The organism is Burkholderia sp. PvR073 (assembly GCF_054055695.1).
The window spans coordinates 490,785-516,101 of the sequence record NZ_JBSRXO010000001.1 but is presented as its reverse complement, the minus strand read 5'-3'; the positions used below and the strand labels follow the sequence as shown (position 1 = coordinate 516,101).

General features: G+C 68.5%; 22 protein-coding genes and 1 riboswitch. Of the genes, 15 read left to right on the top strand and 7 right to left on the bottom strand.

Going from position 1 to position 25,317, the window contains the following annotated elements; genetic code table 11:
• Positions 1–212 precede the first annotated feature (212 nt).
• From ACVK00_RS02240 to ACVK00_RS02205, 8 genes are all read left to right on the top strand, one after another.
• Complete coding sequence (locus ACVK00_RS02240; protein WP_166722199.1) at positions 213–1,346, top strand: hybrid sensor histidine kinase/response regulator; 1,134 nt, start codon at positions 213–215, stop codon at positions 1,344–1,346.
• Between the two features lie 123 nt (positions 1,347–1,469).
• Positions 1,470–3,146: a methyl-accepting chemotaxis protein gene (locus ACVK00_RS02235; protein WP_228909381.1), complete on the top strand. Its 1,677-nt coding sequence runs from the start codon at positions 1,470–1,472 to the stop codon at positions 3,144–3,146.
• Positions 3,143–3,655 (top strand): chemotaxis protein CheW, encoded by a 513-nt coding sequence (locus ACVK00_RS02230; RefSeq protein ID WP_006750237.1) that lies wholly within the window; start codon positions 3,143–3,145, stop codon positions 3,653–3,655. The genes ACVK00_RS02235 and ACVK00_RS02230 overlap by 4 nt, the downstream gene beginning before the upstream one ends.
• Positions 3,652–5,184, top strand: a complete 1,533-nt coding sequence (locus ACVK00_RS02225; RefSeq protein WP_354123179.1) for a CheR family methyltransferase — start codon at positions 3,652–3,654, stop codon at positions 5,182–5,184. Before ACVK00_RS02230 ends, ACVK00_RS02225 begins: the two co-directional genes overlap by 4 nt.
• 45 nt (positions 5,185–5,229) lie before the next feature.
• The gene (locus ACVK00_RS02220) at positions 5,230–5,940 is read left to right on the top strand and encodes a chemotaxis protein CheW (RefSeq protein ID WP_284893644.1); all 711 of its coding nucleotides are present in this window, start codon (positions 5,230–5,232) and stop codon (positions 5,938–5,940) included.
• Positions 5,937–8,246 (top strand): hybrid sensor histidine kinase/response regulator, encoded by a 2,310-nt coding sequence (locus ACVK00_RS02215; RefSeq protein ID WP_228909385.1) that lies wholly within the window; start codon positions 5,937–5,939, stop codon positions 8,244–8,246. The genes ACVK00_RS02220 and ACVK00_RS02215 overlap by 4 nt, the downstream gene beginning before the upstream one ends.
• Complete coding sequence (cheB, locus tag ACVK00_RS02210; protein WP_284893648.1) at positions 8,243–9,262, top strand: chemotaxis response regulator protein-glutamate methylesterase; 1,020 nt, start codon at positions 8,243–8,245, stop codon at positions 9,260–9,262. The genes ACVK00_RS02215 and cheB overlap by 4 nt, the downstream gene beginning before the upstream one ends.
• 60 nt (positions 9,263–9,322) lie before the next feature.
• A riboswitch (Fluoride riboswitch) is annotated at positions 9,323–9,426 on the top strand.
• A 79-nt stretch (positions 9,427–9,505) separates the two neighbouring features.
• Complete coding sequence (locus ACVK00_RS02205; RefSeq protein WP_284893649.1) at positions 9,506–10,747, top strand: voltage-gated chloride channel family protein; 1,242 nt, start codon at positions 9,506–9,508, stop codon at positions 10,745–10,747.
• Positions 10,748–10,834: 87 nt separating this feature from the next.
• Here ACVK00_RS02205 and ACVK00_RS02200 read toward each other — a convergent pair whose 3' ends face one another.
• Together ACVK00_RS02200 and ACVK00_RS02195 are read right to left on the bottom strand one after the other, a co-directional pair.
• On the bottom strand, positions 10,835–11,548 hold the full coding sequence (locus ACVK00_RS02200) for a riboflavin synthase subunit alpha (protein ID WP_284893651.1): 714 nt from the start codon (positions 11,546–11,548) through the stop codon (positions 10,835–10,837).
• Positions 11,549–11,714: 166 nt separating this feature from the next.
• Complete coding sequence (locus ACVK00_RS02195; protein WP_284893653.1) at positions 11,715–13,577, bottom strand: ABC transporter ATP-binding protein; 1,863 nt, start codon at positions 13,575–13,577, stop codon at positions 11,715–11,717.
• 493 nt (positions 13,578–14,070) lie between these two features.
• Between ACVK00_RS02195 and ACVK00_RS02190 the strand changes: the two genes are divergently transcribed.
• Complete coding sequence (locus tag ACVK00_RS02190) at positions 14,071–14,952, top strand: Dyp-type peroxidase (RefSeq protein ID WP_284893655.1); 882 nt, start codon at positions 14,071–14,073, stop codon at positions 14,950–14,952.
• A 133-nt stretch (positions 14,953–15,085) separates the two neighbouring features.
• Here ACVK00_RS02190 and ACVK00_RS02185 read toward each other — a convergent pair whose 3' ends face one another.
• Positions 15,086–15,487, bottom strand: coding sequence for an OsmC family protein (locus ACVK00_RS02185; protein ID WP_284893657.1), 402 nt, complete (start codon positions 15,485–15,487; stop codon positions 15,086–15,088).
• 118 nt (positions 15,488–15,605) lie between these two features.
• Positions 15,606–16,526: a LysR family transcriptional regulator gene (locus ACVK00_RS02180; RefSeq protein WP_175663185.1), complete on the bottom strand. Its 921-nt coding sequence runs from the start codon at positions 16,524–16,526 to the stop codon at positions 15,606–15,608.
• A gap of 428 nt (positions 16,527–16,954) precedes the next feature.
• On the opposite strand from ACVK00_RS02180, the gene ACVK00_RS02175 reads away from it, so the two are divergent.
• The 6 genes from ACVK00_RS02175 (at position 16,955) to ACVK00_RS02150 (ending at position 22,907) form a co-directional block, all read left to right on the top strand.
• Positions 16,955–18,040 carry a helix-turn-helix domain-containing protein gene (locus tag ACVK00_RS02175; protein WP_354123303.1) on the top strand — a complete coding sequence of 362 codons (1,086 nt, stop codon included), beginning with the start codon at positions 16,955–16,957 and terminating at the stop codon, positions 18,038–18,040.
• Positions 17,989–19,305: an Nramp family divalent metal transporter gene (locus ACVK00_RS02170; protein WP_284893661.1), complete on the top strand. Its 1,317-nt coding sequence runs from the start codon at positions 17,989–17,991 to the stop codon at positions 19,303–19,305. Before ACVK00_RS02175 ends, ACVK00_RS02170 begins: the two co-directional genes overlap by 52 nt.
• Before the next feature lie 81 nt (positions 19,306–19,386).
• Positions 19,387–19,974, top strand: coding sequence for a phosphatase PAP2 family protein (locus tag ACVK00_RS02165; protein WP_284893663.1), 588 nt, complete (start codon positions 19,387–19,389; stop codon positions 19,972–19,974).
• A gap of 425 nt (positions 19,975–20,399) precedes the next feature.
• Entirely contained in the window at positions 20,400–21,188 is a 789-nt protein-coding gene (locus ACVK00_RS02160) for an SDR family oxidoreductase (RefSeq protein ID WP_228909396.1), read from the top strand.
• Between the two features lie 35 nt (positions 21,189–21,223).
• Complete coding sequence (locus ACVK00_RS02155) at positions 21,224–22,240, top strand: NADP-dependent oxidoreductase (RefSeq protein WP_284893666.1); 1,017 nt, start codon at positions 21,224–21,226, stop codon at positions 22,238–22,240.
• 163 nt (positions 22,241–22,403) lie between these two features.
• Positions 22,404–22,907 carry a thioesterase gene (locus ACVK00_RS02150; RefSeq protein WP_284893667.1) on the top strand — a complete coding sequence of 168 codons (504 nt, stop codon included), beginning with the start codon at positions 22,404–22,406 and terminating at the stop codon, positions 22,905–22,907.
• A gap of 9 nt (positions 22,908–22,916) precedes the next feature.
• Here ACVK00_RS02150 and ACVK00_RS02145 read toward each other — a convergent pair whose 3' ends face one another.
• The 3 genes from ACVK00_RS02145 to ACVK00_RS02135 form a co-directional block, all read right to left on the bottom strand.
• Positions 22,917–23,969, bottom strand: a complete 1,053-nt coding sequence (locus tag ACVK00_RS02145) for an AI-2E family transporter (protein WP_006753353.1) — start codon at positions 23,967–23,969, stop codon at positions 22,917–22,919.
• 228 nt (positions 23,970–24,197) lie between these two features.
• Positions 24,198–24,782, bottom strand: coding sequence for a BPSL1445 family SYLF domain-containing lipoprotein (locus ACVK00_RS02140; protein WP_284893670.1), 585 nt, complete (start codon positions 24,780–24,782; stop codon positions 24,198–24,200).
• A gap of 76 nt (positions 24,783–24,858) precedes the next feature.
• Positions 24,859–25,245, bottom strand: a complete 387-nt coding sequence (locus ACVK00_RS02135) for a DUF883 family protein (protein WP_166725263.1) — start codon at positions 25,243–25,245, stop codon at positions 24,859–24,861.
• Positions 25,246–25,317: the final 72 nt, after the last annotated feature.

The window sequence follows — 25,317 nt, the reverse complement described above, 5'->3', positions numbered from 1 at the left end:
CCGGAAGGAGATAGATGCTGTGTTCTAATTTCATTTAGAATCAGCCGGTTATCTTTATTGAGAGAAAGCACGCGGAGGTAATACGACCGTCGTCGGGGGAAAATCGGCGCTCGGATCCCCGTGAGGCAATGCCGACAGGCCAGGTCGGCAACAACAGGCGGATTTCTCAACCGCTAAATTAAGATGGCGTCCAAGTCGGATAAACAACTCCTATGAAAGAATCAATTGGAGATTTGGCGTTTGAAACGGTATTTATGAAAGAATCGAGCGGTGAAAATGCGCCGGATTGTCTCGAGTCGGGGCTATCGGTTCTGCTCGTCGACGATCAGCCGTTCGTGGGCGAGGTGATCCGCCGCGCGCTGCGCAGCGAGCACGATATCGACCTGCATGTGTGCACCGACGCGCACCGGGCGATGGCGGTCGCGCGCGACGTGAAGCCGACGGTCATCCTGCAGGATCTCGTGATGCCGGAAATCGACGGCCTCGACCTCGTTCGCGCGTGGCGCGCGGACGCCGACACCGCCCGCGTGCCGATCATCGTGCTGTCGGCGAAAGAGGAGCCGATCGTCAAGCGCGAGGCGTTCATCGCCGGTGCGAACGACTATCTTGTGAAGCTCCCGGACGCGATGGAGCTGACGGCGCGCATCCGCTATCACTCGAATTCGTACCTGATGTCGCGGCAGCGCGACGAAGCGCTGGATTTCCTGTCGCACGACATGCGCTCGCCGCAGACGTCGATCCTCGCGTTGCTCGAGGTTTACCGGACCGAGCACGGCGACATGCCGGCGATCATGGAGCGCATTGCCGGCCATGCACGGCGCGCGCTGGCGCTTGCCGACGGCTTCATCCACCTGACCCGCGCGCAGTCGGAACGCCGCGCGCACGAGGTCCTGAGTCTCAACGAGATCGTGCTCGACGCCGTCGACCAGCTGTGGGAGAGGGCGGCCGGCTTCGGCAGCCGCGTCGTGGCCCACGTGCCCGACACCGAGTGCGTGACGATGGGCGACCGCATGATGCTCACGCGCGCGGTCGCGAACCTGATCGACAACGCGCTGAAATACGGTCCGGCCGGCACGGACGTGCATTGCACGCTGGGCGACGACGACGGTGCCCTGCTGATCGGCGTCGAGGATGCCGGCAACGGTATCGCGCCCGAGCAGCGCACCGCCGCGACCGAGTCGTTCGTGCGGCTCGAATCCGTGCACGGCGCGGCGCGCAGCGGCTTCGGCCTCGGGCTTGCATTCGTGCGCGCGACGGCCGCGCGGCATCGCGGCCAGATCCTGATGCGCAATACGGCGCGCGGCTTCATGGTCGCGCTTCGGCTGCCGGCGCAAGCGGACCGGTGATTTCGCGGTGCGGCCCGCCGGTGCCGTGCCGCCCGCAGACCCCGATGCGCTCGTGGCGCGCCGTGCGGCGCGCAGGCGGGCGCGGTTTTTTTCAACGCTGATTTTAGAAAGCCCATAACGAACATGGCCACCGTGACGCCCCGCGCGACCAATGAAAGCCTGCATCCGACGATCGGCGCTGGCCGGCTGACGCTCGGCAACCGCATCCTGCTCAGCTTCGGCGTGCTGTTCGTGCTGATGCTGGTCACCGCCGGCGTGTCCTACGAGCGTCTGCATGCGATCAACACCGAAGCCATCAGCATCGAACGCGACTCGCTGCCCGGCGTCTATCTCGCGGCGTCGCTGCGCGGCTCGGTCAACGAATCGTTCGCGATGCTGCAGCAGGCGACCTTCGTCGATACCGATTCCGAACTTGTGCAGCGCGATTTCGCGAAGATTGCCGAGGCGCTCAAGGAGGTCGAGTCGTTGTCGGTCGACTACCAGAACACGACGTTCCGCGATGACGACCGGCAGCGTTTCTCGACGTTCCGCGGTTCCTACGACCGCTACGTACCGCTGCTCAACGATGCGATCCAGAAGAGCCACGTGTCGCGCGAGGAAGCCGTCGCAGCCTACGCGCGGACGCTGCCCGTGTGGACCGAGGTCGTGCGCAACGCGAACGTCCTGGTGCAGGAGAACCGCAAGTTCGCCGACAACTCCGCGAAGCTGATTCGCCAGTCCGTGCAGGACACCGAGGTCGTGCTCGCGCTGGCGCTGGGCATCGTGCTGCTGTCCGCGCTCGCGCTCGGCTACGGGCTGTTCCGCGCGGTCACCGTGCCGATGGCGCGACTCGTGGAAGTGCACGACGTGATGCGCACCGGCAACCTGACGCGCCGCCTCGACCTGCGCCGCCATGATGAGTTCGGCACGCTCGAGACGGGCTTCAACCGGATGGCCGACGAACTGACCGAGCTCGTCGCGCGCGCGCAGCAGTCGTCGCTGCAGGTGACGACGTCGGTGGCCGAAATCGCGGCGACGTCGCGCGAGCAGCAGGCGACTGCCAACGAAACCGCGGCCACGACGACCGAGATCGGCGCGACGTCGCGCGAGATCTTCGCGACGTCGCGAGACCTGCTGCGCACGATGAACGAGGTGGCCGGCGTGGCCGAACAGTCCGCGACGCTCGCGGGCGCGAGCCAGAGCGGCCTCACGCGGATGGGCGAGACGATGCGCAGCGTGATGGACGCGGCCGGGTCGGTGAATGCGAAGCTCGCGATCCTCAACGAGAAGGCGCTGAACATCAACCAGGTCGTCGCGACGATCACCAAGGTGGCCGACCAGACCAACCTGCTGTCGCTGAACGCGGCGATCGAGGCCGAGAAGGCCGGCGAGTACGGCCGCGGCTTCGCGGTCGTCGCGACCGAGATCCGCCGCCTCGCCGACCAGACGGCGGTCGCGACCTACGACATCGAGCAGACGGTCAAGGAGATCCAGTCGGCCGTGTCGGCGGGCGTGATGGGGATGGACAAGTTCTCCGAGGAAGTGCGCCGGGGGATGCTCGACGTGCAGCAGGTCGGCGGCCAGCTGTCGCAGATCATCGCCGAAGTGCAGACGCTTTCGCCGCGCTTCCAGATGGTCAACGAAGGGATGCAGACGCAGGCGAACGGCGCGGAGCAGATCACGCAGGCGCTGTCGCAACTGTCGGAAGCCGCGCAGCAGACGGCCGAATCGCTGCGCCAGTCGTCGCAGGCGATCGATGACCTGACGCTCGTCGCGAACCAGTTGCGCACCAGCGTGTCGCGCTTCAAGGTCGACGCGTGACGCGCGCCGAGTCGCACGGCGGCGCGCATGCGCTATTCCTGATGTTCGAGCTCGACGGCGAGCGCTATGCGCTCGACGCGGCCGACATCGATGAAGTGTTGCCGCTCGCGACCACCAAGGTCGTGCCCGGCGCGCCCGACTGGATCGCCGGGCTGCTGATGCGCGGCGGTCAGCCGGTGCCCGTGATCGACGTGCCGATGCTGGCGCTCGGGCGGCGCGCGCATGCGCTGCGTTCGACGCGCCTGGTGATGGTGCGCTACCGGGTCGAGCCGCTCGACCGCGAGCGCGTGATCGGCCTGATCGTCGAGCGCGCGACGCAGACGCTGCGAATCGACCGCACGGCATTCCGCGCCAGCGGCGTGTCGACCGCGCGCACGCGCTGGCTCGGGCACGTCGCGAACACGCCCGACGGAATCGTGCAGCAGGTGTCGGTATCCGATCTGATCGACGACGTTGCGCGCCTGTATCTGTTCGACGGCCTGCCCGGCCACGGAGGGGAGTCCGCATGAAAGAGTCCGATTCGCGATTTCGCGGCTGGCTGCTGCGCGAGACCGGCATCGACCCCGATTCGCTCGGCAACGATTTCCTGAGCCGCGCGCTGACCGAGCGCGTGCATGCGCTGCAGGGCGACGGCGAGCGGCTGCCGTCGGCGGCGCGGCCGCCCGTCACGCCCGAAGCGCTCGACGCCTACTGGCAGCAGCTCAACGCGTCGGCCGACGAACGGCGCGCGCTGATCGAGCTGTTCGTCGTGCCGGAGACGTGGTTCTTCCGTGAACGCGAGGCGTTCGTGACGCTCGCGCGGCTTGCGGTCGAGCGGCTTGCCGCGACGCCCGGGCGCGTGATCCGCGTGCTGAGCGCGCCGTGCTCGACCGGCGAGGAGCCGTATTCGGCAGCGATGGCGCTGCTCGACGCCGGGCTCGATCCGGCCAGCTTCACGATCGACGCGATCGACCTGAGCGCGCGCGCGATCGAACAGGCGCGGCTCGGCTGCTACGGGCGCAATGCGTTTCGCGGCACGGCGACCGAGTTCCGCGCCCGCTACTTCACGCCGGCCGCCGACGGCTGGCTGCTCGACGAGCGCGTGCGCGCGCGCGTTCAGTTTCGCCAGGCGAACCTGATCGAACCGGGCGTCGATACGGGCATTCGCTACGATTTCGTGTTCTGCCGCAACGTGCTGATCTACTTCGACCGCGACGCGCAGGACCGCGTGATCGGTTCGCTCGAAAGCTGGCTCGCCGACGACGGGATGCTGTTCGTCGGTCCGGCCGAAACGGGCGTCGCGATGCGGCACGGGCTGCGTTCGGCGCGCGTGCCGCTGGCGTTCGCGTTTCATCGCGATCATGGCGGCGCGGGGGCGGGGGCGGGGGCGGCGGACGCGAGCGCGGCGCGGCATGCTGCGCCCACGCCCGCGGTTGCGCCGTACCGGCGCGCCGAGCGCTTGACGGTGGCGCCGCCCGCCGCGGCGCGCCCGCTGCTGGCCGTCGTGCCGCCGACGTGGAGCGGTAGCGCGCCGTCGCCCGCGGGGCTCGCGCCGGCCGAGCGCACGACGGCGTTCGAGCCGCTGGCCGACATGCGCGCCGGCTCGCTGACCAACGCAGCCAACGCGGCCAACGCGGCCAATGCAGCCAATGCGGCCAACGCAGCCAACGCAGCCAACGCAGCCAACGCAGCCAACGCGGCCAACGCGGCCAACGCGGCCAACGTGCCCGCGCCGGCGGCACCGCTCGCCGACGGCGCCGCACCGACGCTCGAGGAAGCGCAGGCGCTGGCCAACGCGGGTGCGTTCGACGAGGCCGAGCGCGTGCTCGCGCGGTTCTCCGCGCACGCCGGGCCGCACGCGGACGCGTTCTACCTGAACGGGCTGATCGCGGATGCGTGCGGGCGTGTCGCGGAAGCAGGCGACTTCTACCGGAAGGCGCTGTATCTGCGGCCGACGCACCACGAAGCGCTGACGCATCTCGCGACCTTGCTCGACGTCGGCGGCGATGGCGCCGGCGCGCAGTGGCTGCTCGAGCGTGCGCGGCGCTCGGCAGGATGATGAGAATACGGGTTGGGAGCCGACATCGGGATGACCGAGGAAAGAATGAACCGCGACGCCGTTGCCACTGACGACACGACGATCGGCGTCGACGATTGCTGGAACCGGATCGGCACGCGCGGCGACCGCTCGTGCGAGCGGCTGGCCGACTGCCTGCGCTGCCTGAACTGCCCGGTCTACGCGTATCACGCGGCGAAACTGCTCGAACGCCCGCTCGGCGTCGCCGAGATGGCCGACGCCACGCGGCGAATCAGCGCGTTCGATGCGACCGGCCCGCACGGCGCCGACGATACGCGCCAGGCGGCGCTGGCGTTTCGCGTCGCCGACGAATGGCTTGCGCTGCCGATCGGCGTGCTGCGCGAGATCGCCGGCACGCGCCGGATCCATTCGCTGCCGTATCGCCGCCATTCGGCCGTGCGCGGCGTGGTCAACATTCGCGGCACGCTGCGCATCGCGATCTCGATCGGCGCGCTGCTCGGCCTCGAGGCGGGCAACGGCGGCAGCGGCAGCGACGGCAGCGACGGCCGTTTCACGCGACTGCTGGTCGCCGCGCACCAGGGCGAGCCGGTGGTGTTTCCGGTCGACGAAGTCGAGGGCGTGCTGCGCTTCGGCGCATCCGAATGGGTGCCCGTGCCGGCGACGGTCGGGCGCGCGAGCGCCGGCCTGTCGCGCGGCGTGCTGTCGTGGCGCGGCAAGTCGGTGGGCCTGCTCGACGATGACCGGCTGTTCGACGCCGTCACACGGAGCATGCGATGAGCGGCGATGACGATCTGAGCCACCTGTCGCTGCTCGAGCTGTATCGCGAGGAGACGCGCACGCAGACCCAGGCGCTGTCCGAACGCCTGCTCGCGCTCGAATCGGGCGAGCCCGATTCCGTCGCGCTCGAGGCGTGCATGCGCGCCGCGCACTCGCTGAAGGGCGCCGCGCGCATCGTCGGCGTGCCGCTCGGCGTCGAGATCGCGGGGCGGATGGAAGAATGCTTCGTCGCCGCGCAGGCCGGCACCATCGCACTGACGGCCACGCATGTCGACGTGCTGCTCGCCGGCGTCGACCTGCTGGTGCGTGTCGCCGATCCGCAGGCGCAGCCCGTGTCGTCGACGGAGATCGAGGCGTTCGCGCTGGCGCTCACGGGCGCCGACGGCGCGCACGCGATGCCGGCACCGGCCTTCGCGCCGCCGCCGGCGCCGCCGTCCAGCGTGCCGTTTCGCGATCACGACGGCGCCGCGAACGAGCCCGTGGGGGCCGGCGCCGCGGTGCCGCCGCTCGCCCTGTCGGCGGCCGTGCCCGATCCGGTCCCGGCCGGCCGTGCGGCCGGCGCGGGCGCGATGCGCCGCGTGCGGGCCGATACGCTGAACCGGCTGTTGAGCCTGTCCGGCGAGTCGCTCGTCGAGTCGCGCTGGCTCAAGCCGTTCGCGGAATCGATGCTGCGCGTGAAGCGCGCGCAGCGCGATGCGGCCCGCTCGCTCGATCTGTTGTACGAACGGTTCGCCGACGAGCTCGATGCGGGCGTGCTCACGTCGGTCAACGAAGTGCGGCACATGCTCAACGACCTGCAGCGTTCGCTCGCCGAGCGCATGGAAGAATTCGACCGCTTCGAGCGCCGCAGCACGCACATCGCCGAGCAGCTGTACGACGAGGCACTTCAGTGCCGGATGCGCCCGTTCGGCGACGCAACGCGCGCGTATCCACGCATCGTCCGCGATCTCGCGCGCTCGCTCGGCAAGCAGGTGCGCTTCTCGATCGTCGGCGAAGGCACGCAGGTCGACCGCGACATCCTCGACCTGCTCGACGCGCCGCTCGGCCACCTGCTGCGCAACGCGATCGATCACGGCGTCGACTCGCCCGACGCGCGCCGCGCGCGCGGCAAGCCGGCCGAGGCGAGCGTGACGCTCGAAGCGCGCCACAGCGCCGGCTCGCTGCTCGTCAGCGTGATCGACGATGGGCCGGGCGTCGACATGGACGCGCTGCGCGCGGCGGTCGTGCGCCAGCGCCTGACCGACGACGAGACGGCCGCCCGGCTGTCCGATCCGGAACTGCTCGAATTCCTGCTGCTGCCGGGCTTCTCGATGCGCGATGCGGTGACCGACGTGTCGGGGCGCGGCGTCGGCCTCGATGCGGTGCAGGAGATGGTGCGCGGCGTGCGCGGCGCGGTGCGCATCTTCAACGAGCCGGGCGCGGGCATGCGCTTCGTGCTGCAGTTGCCGCTCACGCTGTCGGTGATCCGAAGCCTGCTGGTCGAGGTCGGCGGCGAGCCGTACGCGTTCCCGCTCGCGCACGTGCGCCGCACGCTCGAACTCTCGCACGACGACATCGACGTGCTCGAAGGACAGCCGCATTTTCCGTTCGACGGCCGGCGTGCGGGCCTCGTCGGCGCGCATCAGCTGCTCGATGCGGGTGAGCCCGCCGTCGCGCGCACGAGCACGGCGGTCGTGGTCGTCGGCGGCGAGCCCGAGCTGTACGGCGTCGCCGTCGATCGCTTCCTCGGCGAACGGATGCTTGTCGTGCAGCCGCTCGACAGCCGCCTGCAGAAGATCCAGAACATCGCGGCCGGTGCGTTGCTCGAGAACGGCGACCCGGTGCTGATCGTCGATGTCGAGGACCTGATCCGTTCCGTCGACAAGCTCGTGCGCGGCGGCCAGCTCGCGAAACTCACGCGCGATCCCCAGTTCGCGCGAGCCGACCGGCGCCGCCGCGTGCTCGTCGTCGACGATTCGCTGACGGTGCGCGAGCTCGAACGCAAGCTGCTGGAAAAGCGCGGCTACGACGTGACCGTCGCGGTCGACGGGATGGACGGCTGGAACGCGGTGCGCAGCGATGCGTTCGACCTGGTCGTCACCGACGTCGACATGCCGCGCATGGACGGGATCGAGCTCGTCACGCTGATCAGGAGCGATCCGGCGCTCAAGCGGGTGCCCGTGATGATCGTGTCGTACAAGGATCGCGACGAGGATCGCCGGCGCGGGCTCGATGCCGGCGCCGACTACTATCTCGCGAAGAGCAGTTTCCACGACGAGGCGCTGCTCGATGCGGTGCACGACCTGATCGGCGGGGCACGCGGATGAACATCGGCATCGTCAACGATCTGCCGCTTGCCGTCGAGGCGCTGCGCCGCGTGATCGCGCGGCGCACCGATCACCGCGTGCTGTGGGTGGCAACCGACGGCGACGAGGCCGTGGATTTCTGTGTCGCGCATCCGCCCGACCTGGTGCTGATGGACCTCGTGATGCCGAAGCTCGACGGCGTGGCCGCGACGCGGCAGATCATGGCGCGTGCGCCGTGCGCGATCCTGATCGTGACCGCGAGCGTCAGCGCGAACACGTCGTCGGTCTACGAGGCAATGGGCGCCGGCGCGCTCGACGCGGTCGACACGCCGACGCTCGCGCTCGGCCTGCCGTCGGACGCCGCGCCGCAGCCGCTGCTCGCGAAGATCGACCAGATCGGCCGGCTGCTCGAAAGCCGGACCGCGACGCTCGTGCCGCCCGTGCCGGCACCCGCGCGCGGCCAGCCGACGCTGATCGCGATCGGCGCGTCGGCGGGCGGGCCGACCGCGCTCACCGCGCTGCTGCGCGCGCTGCCGGCCGATTTTCCGGCTGCGCTCGTGATCGTGCAGCATGTCGACCAGGCGTTCGCGCTCGGCATGGCGGAGTGGCTCGACGGCTATACGCGGCTGCCCGTGCGCGTCGCGCGGCCGGGCGGCGTGCCGCAGGCGGGCGAGGTGCTGCTCGCGGCGTCCAACGACCACCTGTGCCTGTCGCCGCGCGGCGTGCTCGGCTATACGCGCCATCCGGCCGAGACGCCGTACCGGCCGTCGATCGACGTGTTCTTCAACAGCGTCGCCGACGGCTGGCAGGGCGACGCGCTCGGCGTGCTGCTGACCGGGATGGGGCGCGACGGCGCACTGGGGCTGAAGGCGATGCGCGCGAAGGGGTGCTACACGATCGCGCAGGACGAGGCGACGAGCGCCGTCTACGGGATGCCGAAGGCGGCCGCGGCGATCGGCGCGGCGTCCGCGATCCTGCCGCTCGACCGGATCGCGCCGCAGCTGATCTCGCGCGTGACGCGCCTGCCGCTCGACTGACGGTGCGCGGCGACCCGGCCGGGGCCGCATTGCGTGCGATGTGCGGCGTCGCGTACAATCGCCGCCAGCGGAGATGGCATGCCTCCCTGCGGTCGATCCCGGCGCCTGGCGTGCGGTTCGGCCCTCAACCGCCGGTTTGCCCGGCTGATGATGCCTGCGTGTTCCTGGGTCGTCAGGAGGTCGCAGGCCATCCATGCGGTATTCTGCCGCCCAGGTTTTGATGTCCTGTCGAATCTGGAAATCATGTTTTTCTCGACTTCTGCCGATTTTTTCGCGACCGTGCGCTACGTGTGCCGCTGGCTCGCGCTCTCGGCCTTGCTCGGCGCGCTGGCCGGCACGGCTTCCGCGTTGTTCCTGCTCGCGCTCGACTGGGCGACCGGCACGCGCGTCGCGCATCCGTGGCTGTTGTGGGGGCTGCCGGCCGCCGGCTTCGCGACCGGCTGGGTCTACCACCGGTTCGGCCAGTCGGTCGCGCGCGGCAACAACCTGCTGATCGACGAGATTCACGACCCGAAGGCGCTCGTGCCGAAGCGGATGGCGCCGCTCGTGCTCGTCGCGACCGTCGTCACGCACCTGTTCGGCGGATCGGCCGGGCGCGAGGGGACGGCCGTGCAGATGGGCGGCGCGCTCGCCGATCGCATCACGCACCTGTTCCGGCTCGATCGCGAGCATCGGCGCGTGCTGCTGATGGGCGGCATCGCGGCCGGGTTCTCGTCGGTGTTCGGTACGCCGCTCGCGGGCGCCGTGTTCGGGCTCGAGGTGCTCGCGATCGGCCGCGTCCGGTACGACGCACTGCTGACCTGCGTCGCGTCCGCGATCGTCGCGGATGTCGTGTGCCGCGCGTGGGGCGTGCATCACACCGTCTATGCGATTCCGTTCGTGCCGGCCGTCTCGGCGACGCGGCTGGCCGCGACGGTCGTCGCGGGTGTCGCGTTCGGCGTCGTCGGCCGGCTGTTCGCGTTTGCCACGCATGCGCTGACCGCGTGGTTCCGGCGCGTCGTCCGCCATGCGCCGCTGCAGCCGGTGCTCGGCGGCGTGCTGGTGGCCGTGGCGGCTACCGTACTGAACGTGCCGCAGTATCTCGGTCTCGGGATTCCGACGATCGAGGCCGCGTTTCACGGGCCGCTGCCGGCTTACGATTTCGCGGGCAAGTTCGCGTTCACCGTCGTCACGCTCGCGTCGGGATTCAAGGGCGGCGAAGTGACGCCGCTGTTCTACATCGGCGCGACGCTCGGCAACGCGCTCGGGCAGGTGCTTGCGCTACCGGTGCCGGTGCTCGCAGGGCTCGGCTTCGTCGCGGTATTCGCCGGGGCGGCCAACACGCCGATCGCGTCGACGATCATGGCGATCGAACTGTTCGGCGCGGATGTCGGCGTGTATGCGATCGTGGCCTGCGTGGTCGCCTATCTGTTTTCCGGGCACGCGGGGATCTATCGGTCGCAGCGGGTGGCGGTGGGGAAGGGTGCGCAGGTGGAGGCGGAGTGAAGCCGCCGCGTGGGGCGGCCGGGCAGGGCGTGTCGACGCAAATCGCTACCCGGGGACCCCGCCCATTACCGGGAACAGGGCGGCCCGTTACTGCTTCGGCAGCCGCGCGACGTTCCGGGCGAGCAGTTCCTCGATGTCGATACCCTTCTCCGCGAGCAACGTCGTGACGACGCCGGTCAGCTCCCCGAGCGTTTCCTTGACCGACTCGCGGATCGTATCCACGACGACCTGGGTGCTGCGCTCGATCTCGATATTGACCTTGTCGTCGACGCCATTCGCATCGAAGGTGGTGGCGCGGCGCGTTTCGGGAATCAGCCAGACCTCGAACCAGCCTTCGTCGCGATTGACGTCCGACACGGTCAGGCTGCAGCCGTTGATCGCGATATAGCCCTTCGCGAAGACATAGCGCTTGAAATCGGCCGGCACGCCGATGCGGATCATCCGGTTGTGTTCGGAAGACGCGATGTGCAGGATGGTCCCCATGAAGTCGACGTGACCGGACAGCGGATGTCCGCCGATTTCCGCGCCGTCCTTCGCGGCCCGCTCCACGTTGACCCGGGCGCCGGTCGTCAGGTCGGCCAGCGTGGTGATTCGCAGGCTCGGCAACATCACGTCGAAGTCGATCAGCACCGGCGAGTGGATGGTCGTCACCGTCAGGCAGACGCCGTCGACCGAGACGCTCGCGCCGATCTCGATGTCGGCGGTAAACCGGTCGGGAAATTCGATGCTGAACGTTCTCAGTTCGCCGTGATCCTTGATGGCCTTGATGACGCCAACACCCTGAACAATGCCTGTAAACATGATCTGCCTTTCGTCGCGAATTGCCTGGCCGGTATGATAAGTGATCGCGGCGGGCCGTGTCGGGGCCGGGTTCGTTGCAGGCGGTGTTCACGCACGCCGATTCCCGTCGAAACAACCGGGCACGCGGTGGCGGTGCGCCGCGTACCCGGTTGCGAACGGGTTTCCATCAAGCCTGTGCCGGCGCTCCCAGCGGCCCGGCAGCATCGTCCGCCGTGCGACGCGGCGAATCGATCAAGCCTTTTGCCAGCTCCAGTGCCTGCCGCTCGAACAACCGGCGATACGTCCCGCCGTCGATGCGGATCAGCGTGTCGTGGCTGCCTTCCTCGATCACCTTGCCGCGATCGAGCACGAGCAGGCGGTCGAGCGAGCGCACCGTCGACAGCCGGTGCGCGACGACGAGCGTCGTGCGGCCGACCATCAGCCGCTCCATCGCCTGCTGGATCAGCAACTCGCTTTCGCTGTCGAGGCTCGACGTCGCTTCGTCGAGGATCAGGATCGGTGCATCCGCGAGGAACGCACGCGCGATCGCGACACGCTGGCGTTCGCCGCCCGACAGCTTGATCCCGCGCTCGCCGACGAGCGTGTCATAGCCGTCCGGCAGCGCGACGATGAAGTCGTGCGCGCTGGCCAGACGCGCGGCGCGCTCGATCTCCGCGCGGCTCGCGTCGGGGCGTGCATACGCGATGTTCTCCGCAAGCGTGCGGTGGAACAGCACGGGCTCCTGCTGGACGATCGCGATCTGGCTGCGCAGCGAATCCTGCCGCACCTGCGCGATGTCCTGGCCGTCGATCGTGATGCGGCCGCCCGACACGTCGTACAGGCGCTGGATCAGCTTGATGAACGTCGTCTTGCCCGACCCGGAATGACCGACGAGGCCCACGCGCTCGCCGGGCGCAATGCGCATCGAGAAGTCGTCGTACAGCGGTATCGGATGATTGCCGTAGCGGAACGTCACGTGCTCGAAGCGGATCTCGCCTTGCCCGATCCGGATGGCCTGCGCGCCGGGACGATCGTCGATGCCGAGCGGCTGGCGCTCGAGCGCGACGAGCTCTTCCATGTCGTTGACCGAGCGCTGCAGGTTGCGGATATGCATGCCGACGTCGCGCAGGTAGCCCTGCAGCATGAAGAACATCGTAAGCGAGAATGCGATATCGCCGACGCTCGCTTCGTCGTTCGCCCACAGCCGCAGCGCGACGCCGATCATCGCCGCCTGCATCGCGACGAGCATCGCCCCCTGCAGCCCGCCGTTGAGCGTGCCGCGCACCCACGTGCGGCGCGTGCGCTGACGCCACTTGCCGATCACGCGCGCGAGCCGCGCTTCCTCGCGCGTTTCCGCGCCGAACGCCTTGACGACCGCGTTGCAGCTCACCGCGTCCGCGAGTGCGCCGCCCATGCGCGTGTCCCACATGTTGCCGAGCCGCGCGGCCGGCGCGACGATACCGAGCGACACGGCGACCGTCACCGAGATGTACAGCAGCGAACCCGCGCCGACGACGAACCCCATCACCGGCCAGTGCGTGCCGAGCAGCACGGTCGCGCCGACGAGCATCGTGACGGACGGCAGCAGCGCGATCAGCACCGTGTCGTTCAGCAGGTCGAGCGCCCAGATCCCGCGCGTGATCTTGCGCACGGTCGACCCCGCGAAGCTGTTCGCGTGCCAGTCGGTCGAGAAGCGCTGCACGCGATGGAACGACGCAGCGGCGATCTCGCTCATCATCTTCAGCGTGAGCGTGATGATGTTCAGGTAGACGCCTTGCCGCAGCAGCGTCGCGGCGATGCCGAGCGCGGCCAGCGTGCCGAACGCGGCGACGGCCGAATGCCACGCGGCGGCGCGGTCGGTCAAGCCGGTCGACAGCGCATCGACGAGGCGTCCGGCGAACAGCGGTGTGAGCACGTCGGCGAGCGCACCGAGCAGCGCCAGTGCGGTGATCGTCGCGATGCGCACCGGCTGCTTGCGCCAGTAGCGGAAAGTGAAGCCGAAGACGGCCTGGAATGCCTGGCCGCCCAGATGGGTGGTTTTTCTGGTCATGTGTCGTTGCCCGGCGCATCGCGCGACGGGACTTTCCGGTTCGGAGAACGTCGAAAACGCAACAGCCGGGCCGCGCGGACGACGCGGGCGGAATGAAACGGGCTGTCGGGAAAGTGCGCGGGCCGGCGGGTCAGCGGAGAACCCGGGAGCCGGCGCGGACGACGGGCTGGATCAGCCGCGTCGTGGGACCACGTTCGGGAAGGCTGCTGGCATTCGGAACATCTGCACCTCCCTGAAGTGAACGTTGAAAGGACATCGAAAAGACGTGTAGGGATTTTATCAGCAGTGCCGGACGCGCCGCAACGTCTGACGAATGCGGCGTTGCAGCGTCGATACGGTCGGCATGCCGCGTGTCGGCCCTTTTCCCCGCGCGTGTTCCGCGGTGCGGCGCTCTACAGGAAAAGGACCGGCGCGCCGCATCGATTACACTTTGCGGTTGCGCGCCGGCCGCTGCGGCCCCGCGGATTCACCCCGAACCATTCCTGAGGAAACGATGAGCGACGTTCAGCAAGGCATCCTGGCTCCGATCGACACGGCGGCCCGATACCTCACTTTCACGATTTCGGACAACGCCAATGTGGCAACGGCGCTGAAGGCATTGCGCGAGCTCGTCGACGGGCGCGGCACGGTCGCCGGCTTCGGGCATGCGCTGGCCGCACACCTCGGGCGCCCGGTGCCGGGCCTGACCGAATTCCCGGCATTCGCGGTGAACGACCGTACGCTGCCGATCACGCCGGCCGACGTATGGGTCTGGCTGCGGGGCGACGATCGCGGCGATCTCGTGCTGCGCGCGCGGGCGATCGAGCGGGCGCTCGCGCCGGCATTCGCGCTGCAGGACGCGGTCGACGGGTTCCGCTATTCGAACGATCGCGACCTGTCGGGTTACGAGGACGGCACCGAGAACCCGACCGGCGACGACGCGCTCGCCGCGGCGAGCGTCACGGGGCAGGGCGCCGGGCTCGACGGCTCGAGCTTCGTCGCGGTTCAGCAATGGCTGCACGACTTCGACCAGATGGAACGCATTGCGTCGGGCGACATGGATCACATCATCGGGCGCCGCCGCTCGGACAACGAGGAACTCGACGACGCACCCGAGTTCGCGCACGTGAAGCGCACCGCGCAGGAGAGCTTCGAGCCGGAGGCGTTCATGCTGCGCCGTTCGTCGCCGTGGTCCGATGCGCGTCGCGCGGGGCTCTACTTCGTCGCGTTCGGTTGTTCGTTCCGCGCATTCGACGTGCAGATGCGCCGGATGAGCGGCGCGGACGACGGCATCGTCGACGGCCTGTTCCGCTTCACGCGGCCGCTGACGGGCGCGTATTTCTGGTGTCCGCCGGTGAAGGACGGCAAGCTGGACCTGTCCGCGCTCGGACTGTAAGCGCCGGACGATATCCGCAAACGGGCGGGCCGCGCATCGTGCGCGGCCCGCCCGTTTTGTTTGTTGCACGTCGATCGCGTGCGGCGCTGCGGTGCGAATCCCGTCCGACCCCGCACGCCCGGCACGGCGCGCGTCAGTTCAGCGTCGTTTCGATGCGCGTGCCGCGCTTGATGAACAGCGTCACCGGCGTCTTCTCGCAGATTTCCGCGAGACGCTCGCGCTGCGCGTCGTCGAGCGGACCATCGAGCGTGACGGTGCGGCGCACGTATTGCTGGCCTTCGCGATCGGCATGCAGTTCGGTGCGCACGTCGATGCGCACGGCCGGCCACGTCTTGCGCTGCATGTACATGCGCAGCGTCGCGGCCGTGCATTGTGCGAGGCCGCCGAGCACGAACTCGAACGGCGCCGGCCCGAGGCCCTGGCCGCCTTCGCGTGGCGCTTCGTCGCCGGTCAGCGCATGCGTGCCGGCCTGCAGCTGGACGACGTAGTTGGGCGCGTCGGCGGCGAGGGTGGCGGCAGCGTGGATGAGCGGCATGGCAAGTCTCCGTTAAGCGGGAAAGAGGGGGGCGCGACGATGCGCGGCGTACGAGCCGTCAGCATACCGTCCCGGCGGAAACCGCGGGCGCTGCGAGCGTCGACGAGGCTCGACGGGATCAGCCGGCGACGCCGGCCGTCCTGCGCACGAGCGTGGCGACGCGTTCGCGCACCCACTGATGCGCGCGGTCGGTCTCGCGCGATTCGTGCCAGTACGCGAGCAGGGGAAACGGTTTGAGCCGCAGCGGCAGCGGCTGCACGGCGACCGGCAGCAACGCCGCCATGCGCAGCGCATACGAGCGCGGCAGCGTCAGCAGCAGGTCGCCCGCCGCCGCGATCTGGCAGGCGGCGAAATAATGCTGGCACACGAGCTGGATGTGCCGGAAGCGTCCGTCGTTGCCGAGCAGCACGTCGAGCGATTGCGGTTCGCCGAGCGGCGACACCGCGATATGCCGCGCGGCGAAATAATCGGCGCGCCGCAGCGGGCCGCTCGTGAGCGGATGATCGTGCCGCATCGCGACGACGAGCGAATCGTCGAGCAGGTGTTCGGTCGCGATGCGCGGGCCGGTTTGCACGCGTCGATCGACGGCGAGGTCGAGATTGCCCGACGCGAGTTCGCGTTCGATGTCGTGCACCGCGACGCGGCGGCTCACGAACCGCAGGCCGGGCGCTTCGTCGGCGAAAGCGGCGACGATCTGCGGCAGCGCGATCGATTCGAGCACGTCGCGAATGCCGACCGCGATGCTCAGGTCGAGCGTCGCCGGGTCGAATGCCGACGGGTCGCGCGCGGTGCGCTGCAGTCCGGCGAGGTGAAGCTGCACGTCCGCGATGATCGCGCGCGTGCGCTCGGTCGGCACGACGCGGTTGCCCTGGCGGACGAACAGCGGGTCGTCGAAATGCGCGCGCAGCCGGTTGAGCGCATGCGTGACGGCCGGCTGCGTCAGGTGCAGCGCGCGGGCGGCCGCGCCGATGCCGCCGTTCACGTAGACGGCGTCGAGCACGCGGAACAGGTTCAGGTCGAGACGATGATCGGCGGGCACGGACGAAATCGGCGTGGTGGACGTTGAGCGATTCTAATGGACGCGCGGACAACGGAACGCAAGCGCGTGCGCGCGTTCGTTCGCACCGGCGTTGCTGCGAATATCACCAGAATCGGCAAGGCCGCGCACGTCGCGCGCCCGCGCCTTGCATGCGTATTTCCGCGCGGCTATACCAGCGGCCGGCGACAGCCTGTAGTAATCCGCCATCATGCTGTCACTGTCAGCCATTTCGCGCCAAATACAGGACCCGTTCGGCTAAGATGCCGTCGCTTCATATTTTGAGATAGCCGTCCTGTCGCACGTGTCCAAACCAAATATAAGCCTGACAGTTCGACGGTAATACAAGAAGTCGAAACAGTCCGGGGGCTTGGTCAGTGGAAGCAGCAGATCAGAGATGGGTCGTTGTCTATTTGAGTACGGGGTTTTCCTTGGCCCAGGCCGCGCGTCTCGGCGAGGCCTTCAACCTGGCGAATCGTCTGCATGCGCTCAGTGCGGATTACCAGTTGAAGTACGTATCCGAAAGCGGGGGACTGCTGCAGTCGTCGTCCGGCGTGCAGATCGCCGCCGATGCGCTCGGCGACGAGCACGGCCATCGTGCGCGCGCGTTCTTTCATCTTCACGGTGATCGCGCGTCGGTCAACTGGAGCGATGCATTGCGCCGCCGCCTGACCGACATTCATCGGCATGCGCGCTGGATCGTCGATGCGATGGACCTGTCGACGCTCGCGGCGTCGCAGCGGCAGACGGATGCCGGTCAGCCGCGAACGGATCGCACCCGTGGCGCGGCGGCCACGATCGAACCGCAGGGCGGCGAGGCCGACGTGTTCGCGGCCGTGCTCGACATGTTCCGCGCCGATCTCGGCGACAGCGCCGCGCAGGAGATCGCCAGCAACCTGATGCGGCCGGTCGAGCAACGCTATACACAGTCGATGTGGGCGTTTCGCGAGCTGAGCGCGAGCCCGTCGATCCGAATGTCGGCGCAGCGGCTGCGCGCGCAGAGCGCGAACCGCATTTCGATCGCGGACGTCGCGCGGACGGCCGCGATGAGCGAGCGTAATTTCCTGCGGCGCTTCAAGAAGGAAATCGGCGTGACGCCGACCGAATTCGTGCAGCACGTGCGGCTCGAGCGCGCCTGCCACATGCTGATCCACACGACGCTGCCGGCCGACAAGGTCGCGCGGCGCACGGGCTTCGGCAGCGGCGAGCGTCTGGCGAAGCTGTTTCGCCAGCGCCTCCTCGTGTCGCCGACCGAATATCGCATCGCCGAGCGCGAGCGGATCCTGACGAACGGCGCCGGGGCGCCCGATCCGCAGCCCGATCCGCAGCCCGCGCCGCAGCCCGCGCCGCAGCCCGCGAAAGCCGACGGCGAGCGGGCGAGCCGGGGCGTGCGCGCCGAGCCGCGCGGGAAAACGGAGCGGAAGACCGTAAAATCACCGTGTCGCGATCACGATCCCCGGTTTCCATGCCCTTGCTCCCCACTACCGCCACCGCCCCCTTCTGCCCGTCGGAAGTAAAGGGCAGCATCACGATCGACGCCGGCGCGTCGCGCTGGATGAAGCTCAAGCGCTTCTTCGGCCCGGGCCTGCTGGTCGCGATCGGCTATATGGATCCCGGCAACTGGGCCACCGACATCCAGGCCGGCTCGCAATTCGGCTATTCGCTGCTGTGGGTCGTCGCGTTCTCGAGCCTCGCCGCGATCTTCCTGCAGATGCTCGCCGCGCGGCTCGGCCTCGTCGCGGGCAAGGATCTCGCGCAGGCCAGCTACGATCGCTACGGCCGCTTCGGCCGCGTCGTGCAGTGGGTGACCGCCGAGGTGTCGATCATCGCGTGCGACATCGCCGAAGTGCTCGGCTGCGCGCTCGCATTCAAGCTGCTGCTCGGCGTGCCGCTTGCGTGGGGGATCGTGCTGACCGCGCTCGACACGGTGATCGTGCTCGGGCTGCAGGGCAAGGGCGTCCGGCAGATCGAGGCGATCGTGCTCGGGCTGATCGCGACGATGGCGTTCTGCTTCGTCGCGCAGGTCGCGATCACGCCGCCCGACTGGCATGCGGTCGCGAAGGGGCTCGTGCCAGGGAACCCCGGCCACGACAGCAAGGACGCGATCGTGCTCGCGCTCGGCATCGTCGGCGCGACGATCATGCCGCACAACCTGTATCTGCATTCGTCGGTCGTACAGACGCGCCACGTCGTCGGCGGCGCGCGCGGCCTGATTCGCGACACGCTCGCGCTGGTGCGGATCGATACCTGCGTGTCGCTGTTCGTCGCGATGCTCGTCAATGCGGCGATCCTGATCGTCGCGGGCGCGGCGTTCCATGCGACCGGCCAGCACGACGTCACCGATATCGAACAGGCGTACCGGCTGATCACGCCGATCGCGGGCGGCGCGGCCGCGCTGCTGTTCGGCATCGCGCTGCTCGCGTCCGGGCAGAGCTCGACGCTGACCGGCACGATCGCCGGCCAGGTGATCATGGATGGCTTCCTGCACACGAAAATCCCGTGCTACCAGCGCCGGCTGATCACGCGCGGGCTCGCGCTGGTGCCCGCGCTGATCGGCGTGCTGTGGCTGGGCGAAGGGTCGGTCGGGCAACTGCTCGTCTGGAGCCAGGTGCTGCTGAGCCTGCAACTGCCGTTCGCGATGTGGCCGCTGATCCAGTCGGTCAGCGATCGCAACACGATGGGCGAGCATGCGATCGGCCGCAAGATGCAGGTCGCCGCATGGGCGCTGTTCGTCGTCATCACCGGCACCAACCTGCTGCTGATTACGGGTGTCGCGGGCTGATACAGGCTGTCACAGGCTGAAACAGGCCCGTCGCGCGCTTGCGTTAAACTGCGGCCTTTCGCTAGCCGTTCGATGTGTGTCATGTGGAGTGAAATCAGCAACCTCGGCGACGCCGCGCTGACCCTGCCGGTCGCGCTGACCTGCGCGGTCTGGCTCGCGCTGTCCAACTGGCGGCTCGCGGTGCGCTGGATCGTGCTGCTCGCGGCCGGCATGAGCCTGGTCGGGGCCACCAAGATTCTCTATGCGGGCTGCGGTGTCGAGATCCCGCAGTTCGATTTCCGCGTGATCAGCGGCCATACGATGCTGTCGACGTCCGTGTGGACCGTCGCGCTGTCGATGCTGTGGCAGGCGTTCCGTCCGGGCAAGGCGCCGGGCGTGGCGGCCGGTCTCGCCGTCGGCGCGGTGACGGCCGCCGCGCGCGTGTTCGACCATTCGCACACGATTCCCGAAGTCGTCGTCGGCTGGCTGCTCGGCGCGCTGGTCGCGCTGGTGTTCCTGCGCGCCTATGTCCGCACGCACAAGCGCTCGTTCTCGCCGCGCATCGCGGCCGTCTGCCTGCTGCTCGTGTCCGGCATCGCGTACGGAAATCGCGCACCGTTCCAGCAGATGATCGACACGCATTCCCCTCAGGTCTGCGCGTTCATGCGCGCGTCCGGCGACGGGTTCTGACGGCGGCTGGTTCCGGGGTATCAATGCCCCGGTGCCGGATGCGGTCGTCGCCGCGGCGCTGCCCGCGCGCTATTCCTGGTTTCAATCATTCCCTGTCATCGGCAAACGCCCGCGTGCGGCCTTCGTCGAACCGGTATTTGCGGTAATCGGCCGCGCCGCGCCTGCGCGTCGCACCGACCCCGGCTGCGAAGGCCATAAGACGTGTCTATGACCGGGCATTACGAATATTCATTACATCGATTGGCGGCAATCGCGTACGCTGGCGTTCGTTCGATCGGGGCCTGCAGCGGCGACCTGCCCGATTGGTCCGGCGCGGTGCGGCCGGCTCGCTATACTCGCGCAAACCGCGCGGCCGTCGGCCGGCGCACGGCAACCGCCGTCGCGGCACCGGTCCGCCACGACGATTCACGATAGGAGCAGGTCCCATGACAGTCGTTTCCTCGCGCCTCGCAGGCAAGTGCGCGTACATCACGGGCGCCGCCGGCGGCCTCGGACGCGCGATCGCGCGCCGGATGGTCGAGCAGGGCGCGCGCGTGTTCCTGACCGACATCGCCGACGCGGCGGTGCTCGACGCCTTCGCGCACGAACTCAATGCGGGGCACGCGGCGCCTGTCGCGTTCGCGGCCACGCAGGACGTGCGCGACGACGCGCACTGGCAGGCGCTGCTCGCGCAGGCGAACGAAGCGATGGGCGGCTTGTCGGTGCTCGTCAACAATGCGGGCGTCGGGTCGATCGGCACGCCTGCGCAGATCGAGATCGACGAGTGGCGGCGCGTGATGGCGATCAACGTCGAGAGCATCGTGCTTGGCTGCAAGCATGCGTTGCCGTACCTCGGCGCGAGCCGGCCTGCGTCGATCATCAACATCTCGTCGGTGGCCGCGTTCAAGGTCGAGCCGGAATTCACCACGTACAACGCGTCGAAGGCAGCGGTCGCGTCGCTGACGAAGTCGGTCGCGATCGACTGCGCACGCCGCGAGCTCGACGTGCGCTGCAACTCGATTCACCCGGCGTTCATTCGCACGGGGATCGTCGAGCCGCTGTTCCAGTCGCTCGGCGAACGCGATGCGACGCGCAAGCTCGCGCGCGGCATTCCGCTGCGCCGGCTCGGCGATCCGGACGATGTCGCGCATGCGGCCGTCTATCTGGCGTCGGACGAAAGCCGTTTCGTGACGGCCGCCGAACTCGTGATCGACGGCGGCATGTGCGCGGTCTGACGCGCAATCGATAACACCAACCGGAGGAGAACATCGTGTCGACACCCGTGAACCGCCAGCTGCTGCTGAAGACGCGCCCGGAAGGGCGGGTCGGCCGCGAACACTTTTCGCTCGTCGAAACACCCGTGCCGGCGTTCGCCGACGGCGAAGTGCTCGTGCGCGTGCTGTATCTGTCGATGGATCCGACCAACCGTGTATGGATGAGCGACGTGCCGCAATACCTGCCGCCCGTCGCGATCGGCGAGGTGATGCGTGCGCTCGGCATCGGGCGCGTGGTGGCGTCGCGCCACGCGGGTTTCGCGGAAGGCGACCTCGTGCAGGGGCTCGTCGGCTGGCAGGACTATGCGGTCGTCGCGGCCGACCAGGCCGCGCAGCTCGTGAAGCTGCCCGCGCAGTCGGGCCTGCCGCTGCCGACGCTGCTCGGCGCGTGCGGGATGAGCGGCCTGACCGCGTACTACGGGCTGACCGACATCGCGCCGGTGCAGCCCGGCGAGACGCTCGTCGTGTCGGCGGCGGCCGGTTCGGTCGGCTCGATCGCCGGCCAGATCGGCAAGATCCACGGCGCACGGGTGGTTGGCATCGCAGGCGGCGCGGACAAGTGCCGCTACCTGACCGAGACGCTCGGCTTCGACGCGGCCGTCGACTACAAGGCCGACGATTTCCGTGAGCAGTTGAAGGCGGCGACGCCGGACGGCGTGCACGTGAACTTCGAGAACGTCGGCGGCGAAGTGATGCGCGCGGTGCTGTCGCGGATGGTGATCGGCGGGCGCGTCGCGCTGTGCGGCGTGATCTCGAACTACAACAGCGGCCGCGCGGCGGACGACGTCGGCGTGCTGATCTCGAAGCGCATCACGATGCGCGGCTTCCTGATCCTCGACTACCGCAAGAGCCGCGAAGCGGTGCAGACGCTCGCCGGCTGGCTGCGCGATGGCCGTCTCAAGGCCGAGGAAACCGTGGCCGACGGCCTCGAAAACGCCCCCGACGTGCTCAATCGCCTGTTCGACGGCGACCATCGCGGCAAGCTCGTGCTGCGTGTCGATCCCGACGCGTGAGCGCCCGCGCTCGCGCGCGTTGAGTTCGAACAGGCGGACATCGATTTAGGACTTGTCCCATATATTGTTTCGGTTGCTCTCCTTACAGTAATCGTCAGCAAACGGCGGCGTGACATGCGCGTCACGCCGCCGTTTTTATTGGCGCGCGAGAAGGGAGGGAAACATGCGAACGAAGGCAACGCACGCGGCATCGGCGGTGATGCGCGATCGAACGATGCGGCGCATGTACGACAGGCTGCGAGTCATCGCAGCGGGGCTCGGCATCGCGTGCGCGATGTCAGGCGCCGGCGCGGCCGAGCACGCGAATGCGGATGGCATCGTGCGATTCACCGGTGCGCTCGTCGATCTGTACGACGTGACATTCGACGCGCCGTCGATCGAAGCGGTGGACACCGCGACGGCGGCGACGCTCCGGTTCGATGCGCACGGCCGGCGCCTGCCGGGTGCGCACGTGGCGCTCGTGAGGCCGGACGGCGAGCCGCTTGTGCAGTCGGCGGGAGCGGAGATTCGCGCGACCTGGCGCGATGCACGCGACGATCGAAGCGTGCCGCTCGTATCGGGGCGCGCTCATCGCATTGGCCCGCATGGCGGCGTGATGACGGTGGCAGGGCCGGAAATGAAAACGGGCGCCGTGGCGCCCGTCGTGATCAGGATTCGTCATCCGTGACGCGCGGCGTCATTCTCCCTGTTCGGAGCGCGCGTAGATGTCCCAGCTTGCCATGAACAGCGCGGCGACGAGCGGCCCGATCACGAAGCCGTTGATCCCGAACAGCGCCATCCCGCCGAGCGTCGAGATCAGCACGACCCAGTCGGGCATCTTCGTGTCCTTGCCGACGAGGATCGGGCGCAGCAGGTTGTCGACGAGGCCGATCACGCCGACGCAGAACGCGACGAGGATCACGCATTTCCAGATCGCGCCGATCGCGAGGAAGTAGAGCGCGGCGGGTATCCACACGAGGCTCGCGCCGATCGCCGGCAGCAGCGACAGGAACGCCATCAGCGCGCCCCACAGCACGACGCCCTCGATCCCGAGGATCCAGAAGATCAGGCCGCCGAGCGCGCCCTGCACGAGCGCGACCGCGATATTGCCTTTCACGGTTGCGCGCACCACCGTCGTGAACTTCGCGAGCAGCAGGTTCTTGTGCTCTTCGTCGAGCGGTATCGAGCGGCGCACGCGGCGGCCGATCTCGCCGCCGTCGCGCAGCAGGAAGAACACCATGTACAGCATCACGCCGAAGCTGACGACGAACTGGAACGTGTTCTGGCCGATGCTGAGTGCCTGGGTCGCCGCGAACTGGCTGATCTGCGCGGCGCCGTCGGTCAGCTTCTTCTGGATGCCGGGGATGTTGGACAGCCCGTACTTCTGCAGCAGGTTCTGGATCGACGTCGGCAGCGCGTGAATGATGTCATGGAAGTACCGCGAATAATTCGGCTGCGCGTCCTTCAGTTCCTGGTACACGTACGCGATTTCCTGCACGAGCGTCGCCGTGACGAACACGAGCGGCAGGATCACGATCAGGATGATCAGCGACATCGATACGAGCGCGGCGAGGTTGCGCCGCTTGCCGAAACGCGCGGCGAGCCAGCGCTGCACCGGCTGGAACAGGATCGCGAGAATGGTGCCCCAGAAGACGGCGCCGGAGAACGGCGCGAGTATCCAGCACAGTCCGACGGTGACCGCGAACAGCAGGAAATAAAAGAATTTTTGGTGATCGTGTCCGCTATCCATGGATGGTTCGCGCAGATTGATGCCTGGTTTGATTGAATCTCGTTGCCTCGGGCGCGATCGGCTCGCGAACGTCACGGGTTCGCGGCGAAGCGCGCTGCAGGCGGCCCGACCGGCAGTATGCCCGCAAAGGTGTCGCCATCATAGCCGCTGCGCGCGGCGCACGCGAAAACGCCGCGGCCGGAGCCGCGGCGTTGGCGGGAAGGGACGCGGCGGCGCCGCGCCGGATCGTCAGATGTGGAGCCGGGTGACCTTGGTGCCGTTCACCGACAGGTCGCCCATCAGGCCGGCGTTGGTCAGCACCAGGACCTGGACCGGTGCGGTGGCCGTGTTGGAATCGATCGCGCCGTTCGCGCCGACCTTCACGACCGCGACGGAGGCGTCGGCGCCGGCCGACCAGCCTTCGGACTTGCGGAACGAGTCGAGCGCATCCTGCGTCATGAACAGGAACACGATCGCCTTCGATTGCGCGCCGGCCTGCAGGCCGACCGACAGCGACGACGTGTTGTAGTAGCCGACGGTGTTGCCGCCGACACGCAATGCGCCGTTGCCGGACTGGCCGCCGACGATCAGGCCGGCCTGCAGCACGTTCGGGAACACGAGCACGCCGCGCGATTTCGCGACGAGTTCACGCGAGCCCGGCACCGTCGAATAGAGGCGCGACAGCGTCGCGTTCACGCTCGCGTCGATCGATTGGCGTTTCGACGCGCTGGCTGCTGCGTTGTCGGGTTTGTCGGACGTCATGGTGCAACCGGCAAGGGCGAGACTGCCGACCATGACGGCGGTGGCGGCTTTCAGGGCGAGGGATTTCTGCATGGCGATTCTCCTTCGTTGTCGGGTTGAGGAGGGACGGTCCGGGCAGGGGTCCGGGCAGCGGGGCAACCGGCCCCGTTCAACGGCGGGAAAGGAGCAGGCCGGCGGCGAACGCGAGGCCCGCGACGACGCCCGCGGTCTGCCACGGGTTCTCGTGCACGGCTTGCGACACGCGTTCGGCCGAATCGCGCAACCGGGCGGCCGCGCTACCCGACGCGTGGTCGAGCGTGCTGCGCGCTTCGTCGAGCCGCGCCTGCACACGCTTGCGCAGCGCGGCGATATCGCCGTCGCCATCGTTCTTCAGCAGGTCTTCCAGTTCATCGACCAGCCCGCGCAGATCGTCGGTCACGTCCGCATGCAGGTCGCGGGCGGCCGAGCGCGTCGTGCGTCCGACGCGGCGGCCGGTGCGACGGATTTCGGACAGGCCGCGGTCCAGCTTGTGTTCGATCGAGTCAGTGAGCGCCATGGTGTTTATCCTCCTTCGATTTGATTTACAGGCCAATTTGAAGATAAGACGAATCCCAGCAACCAGTGTGAT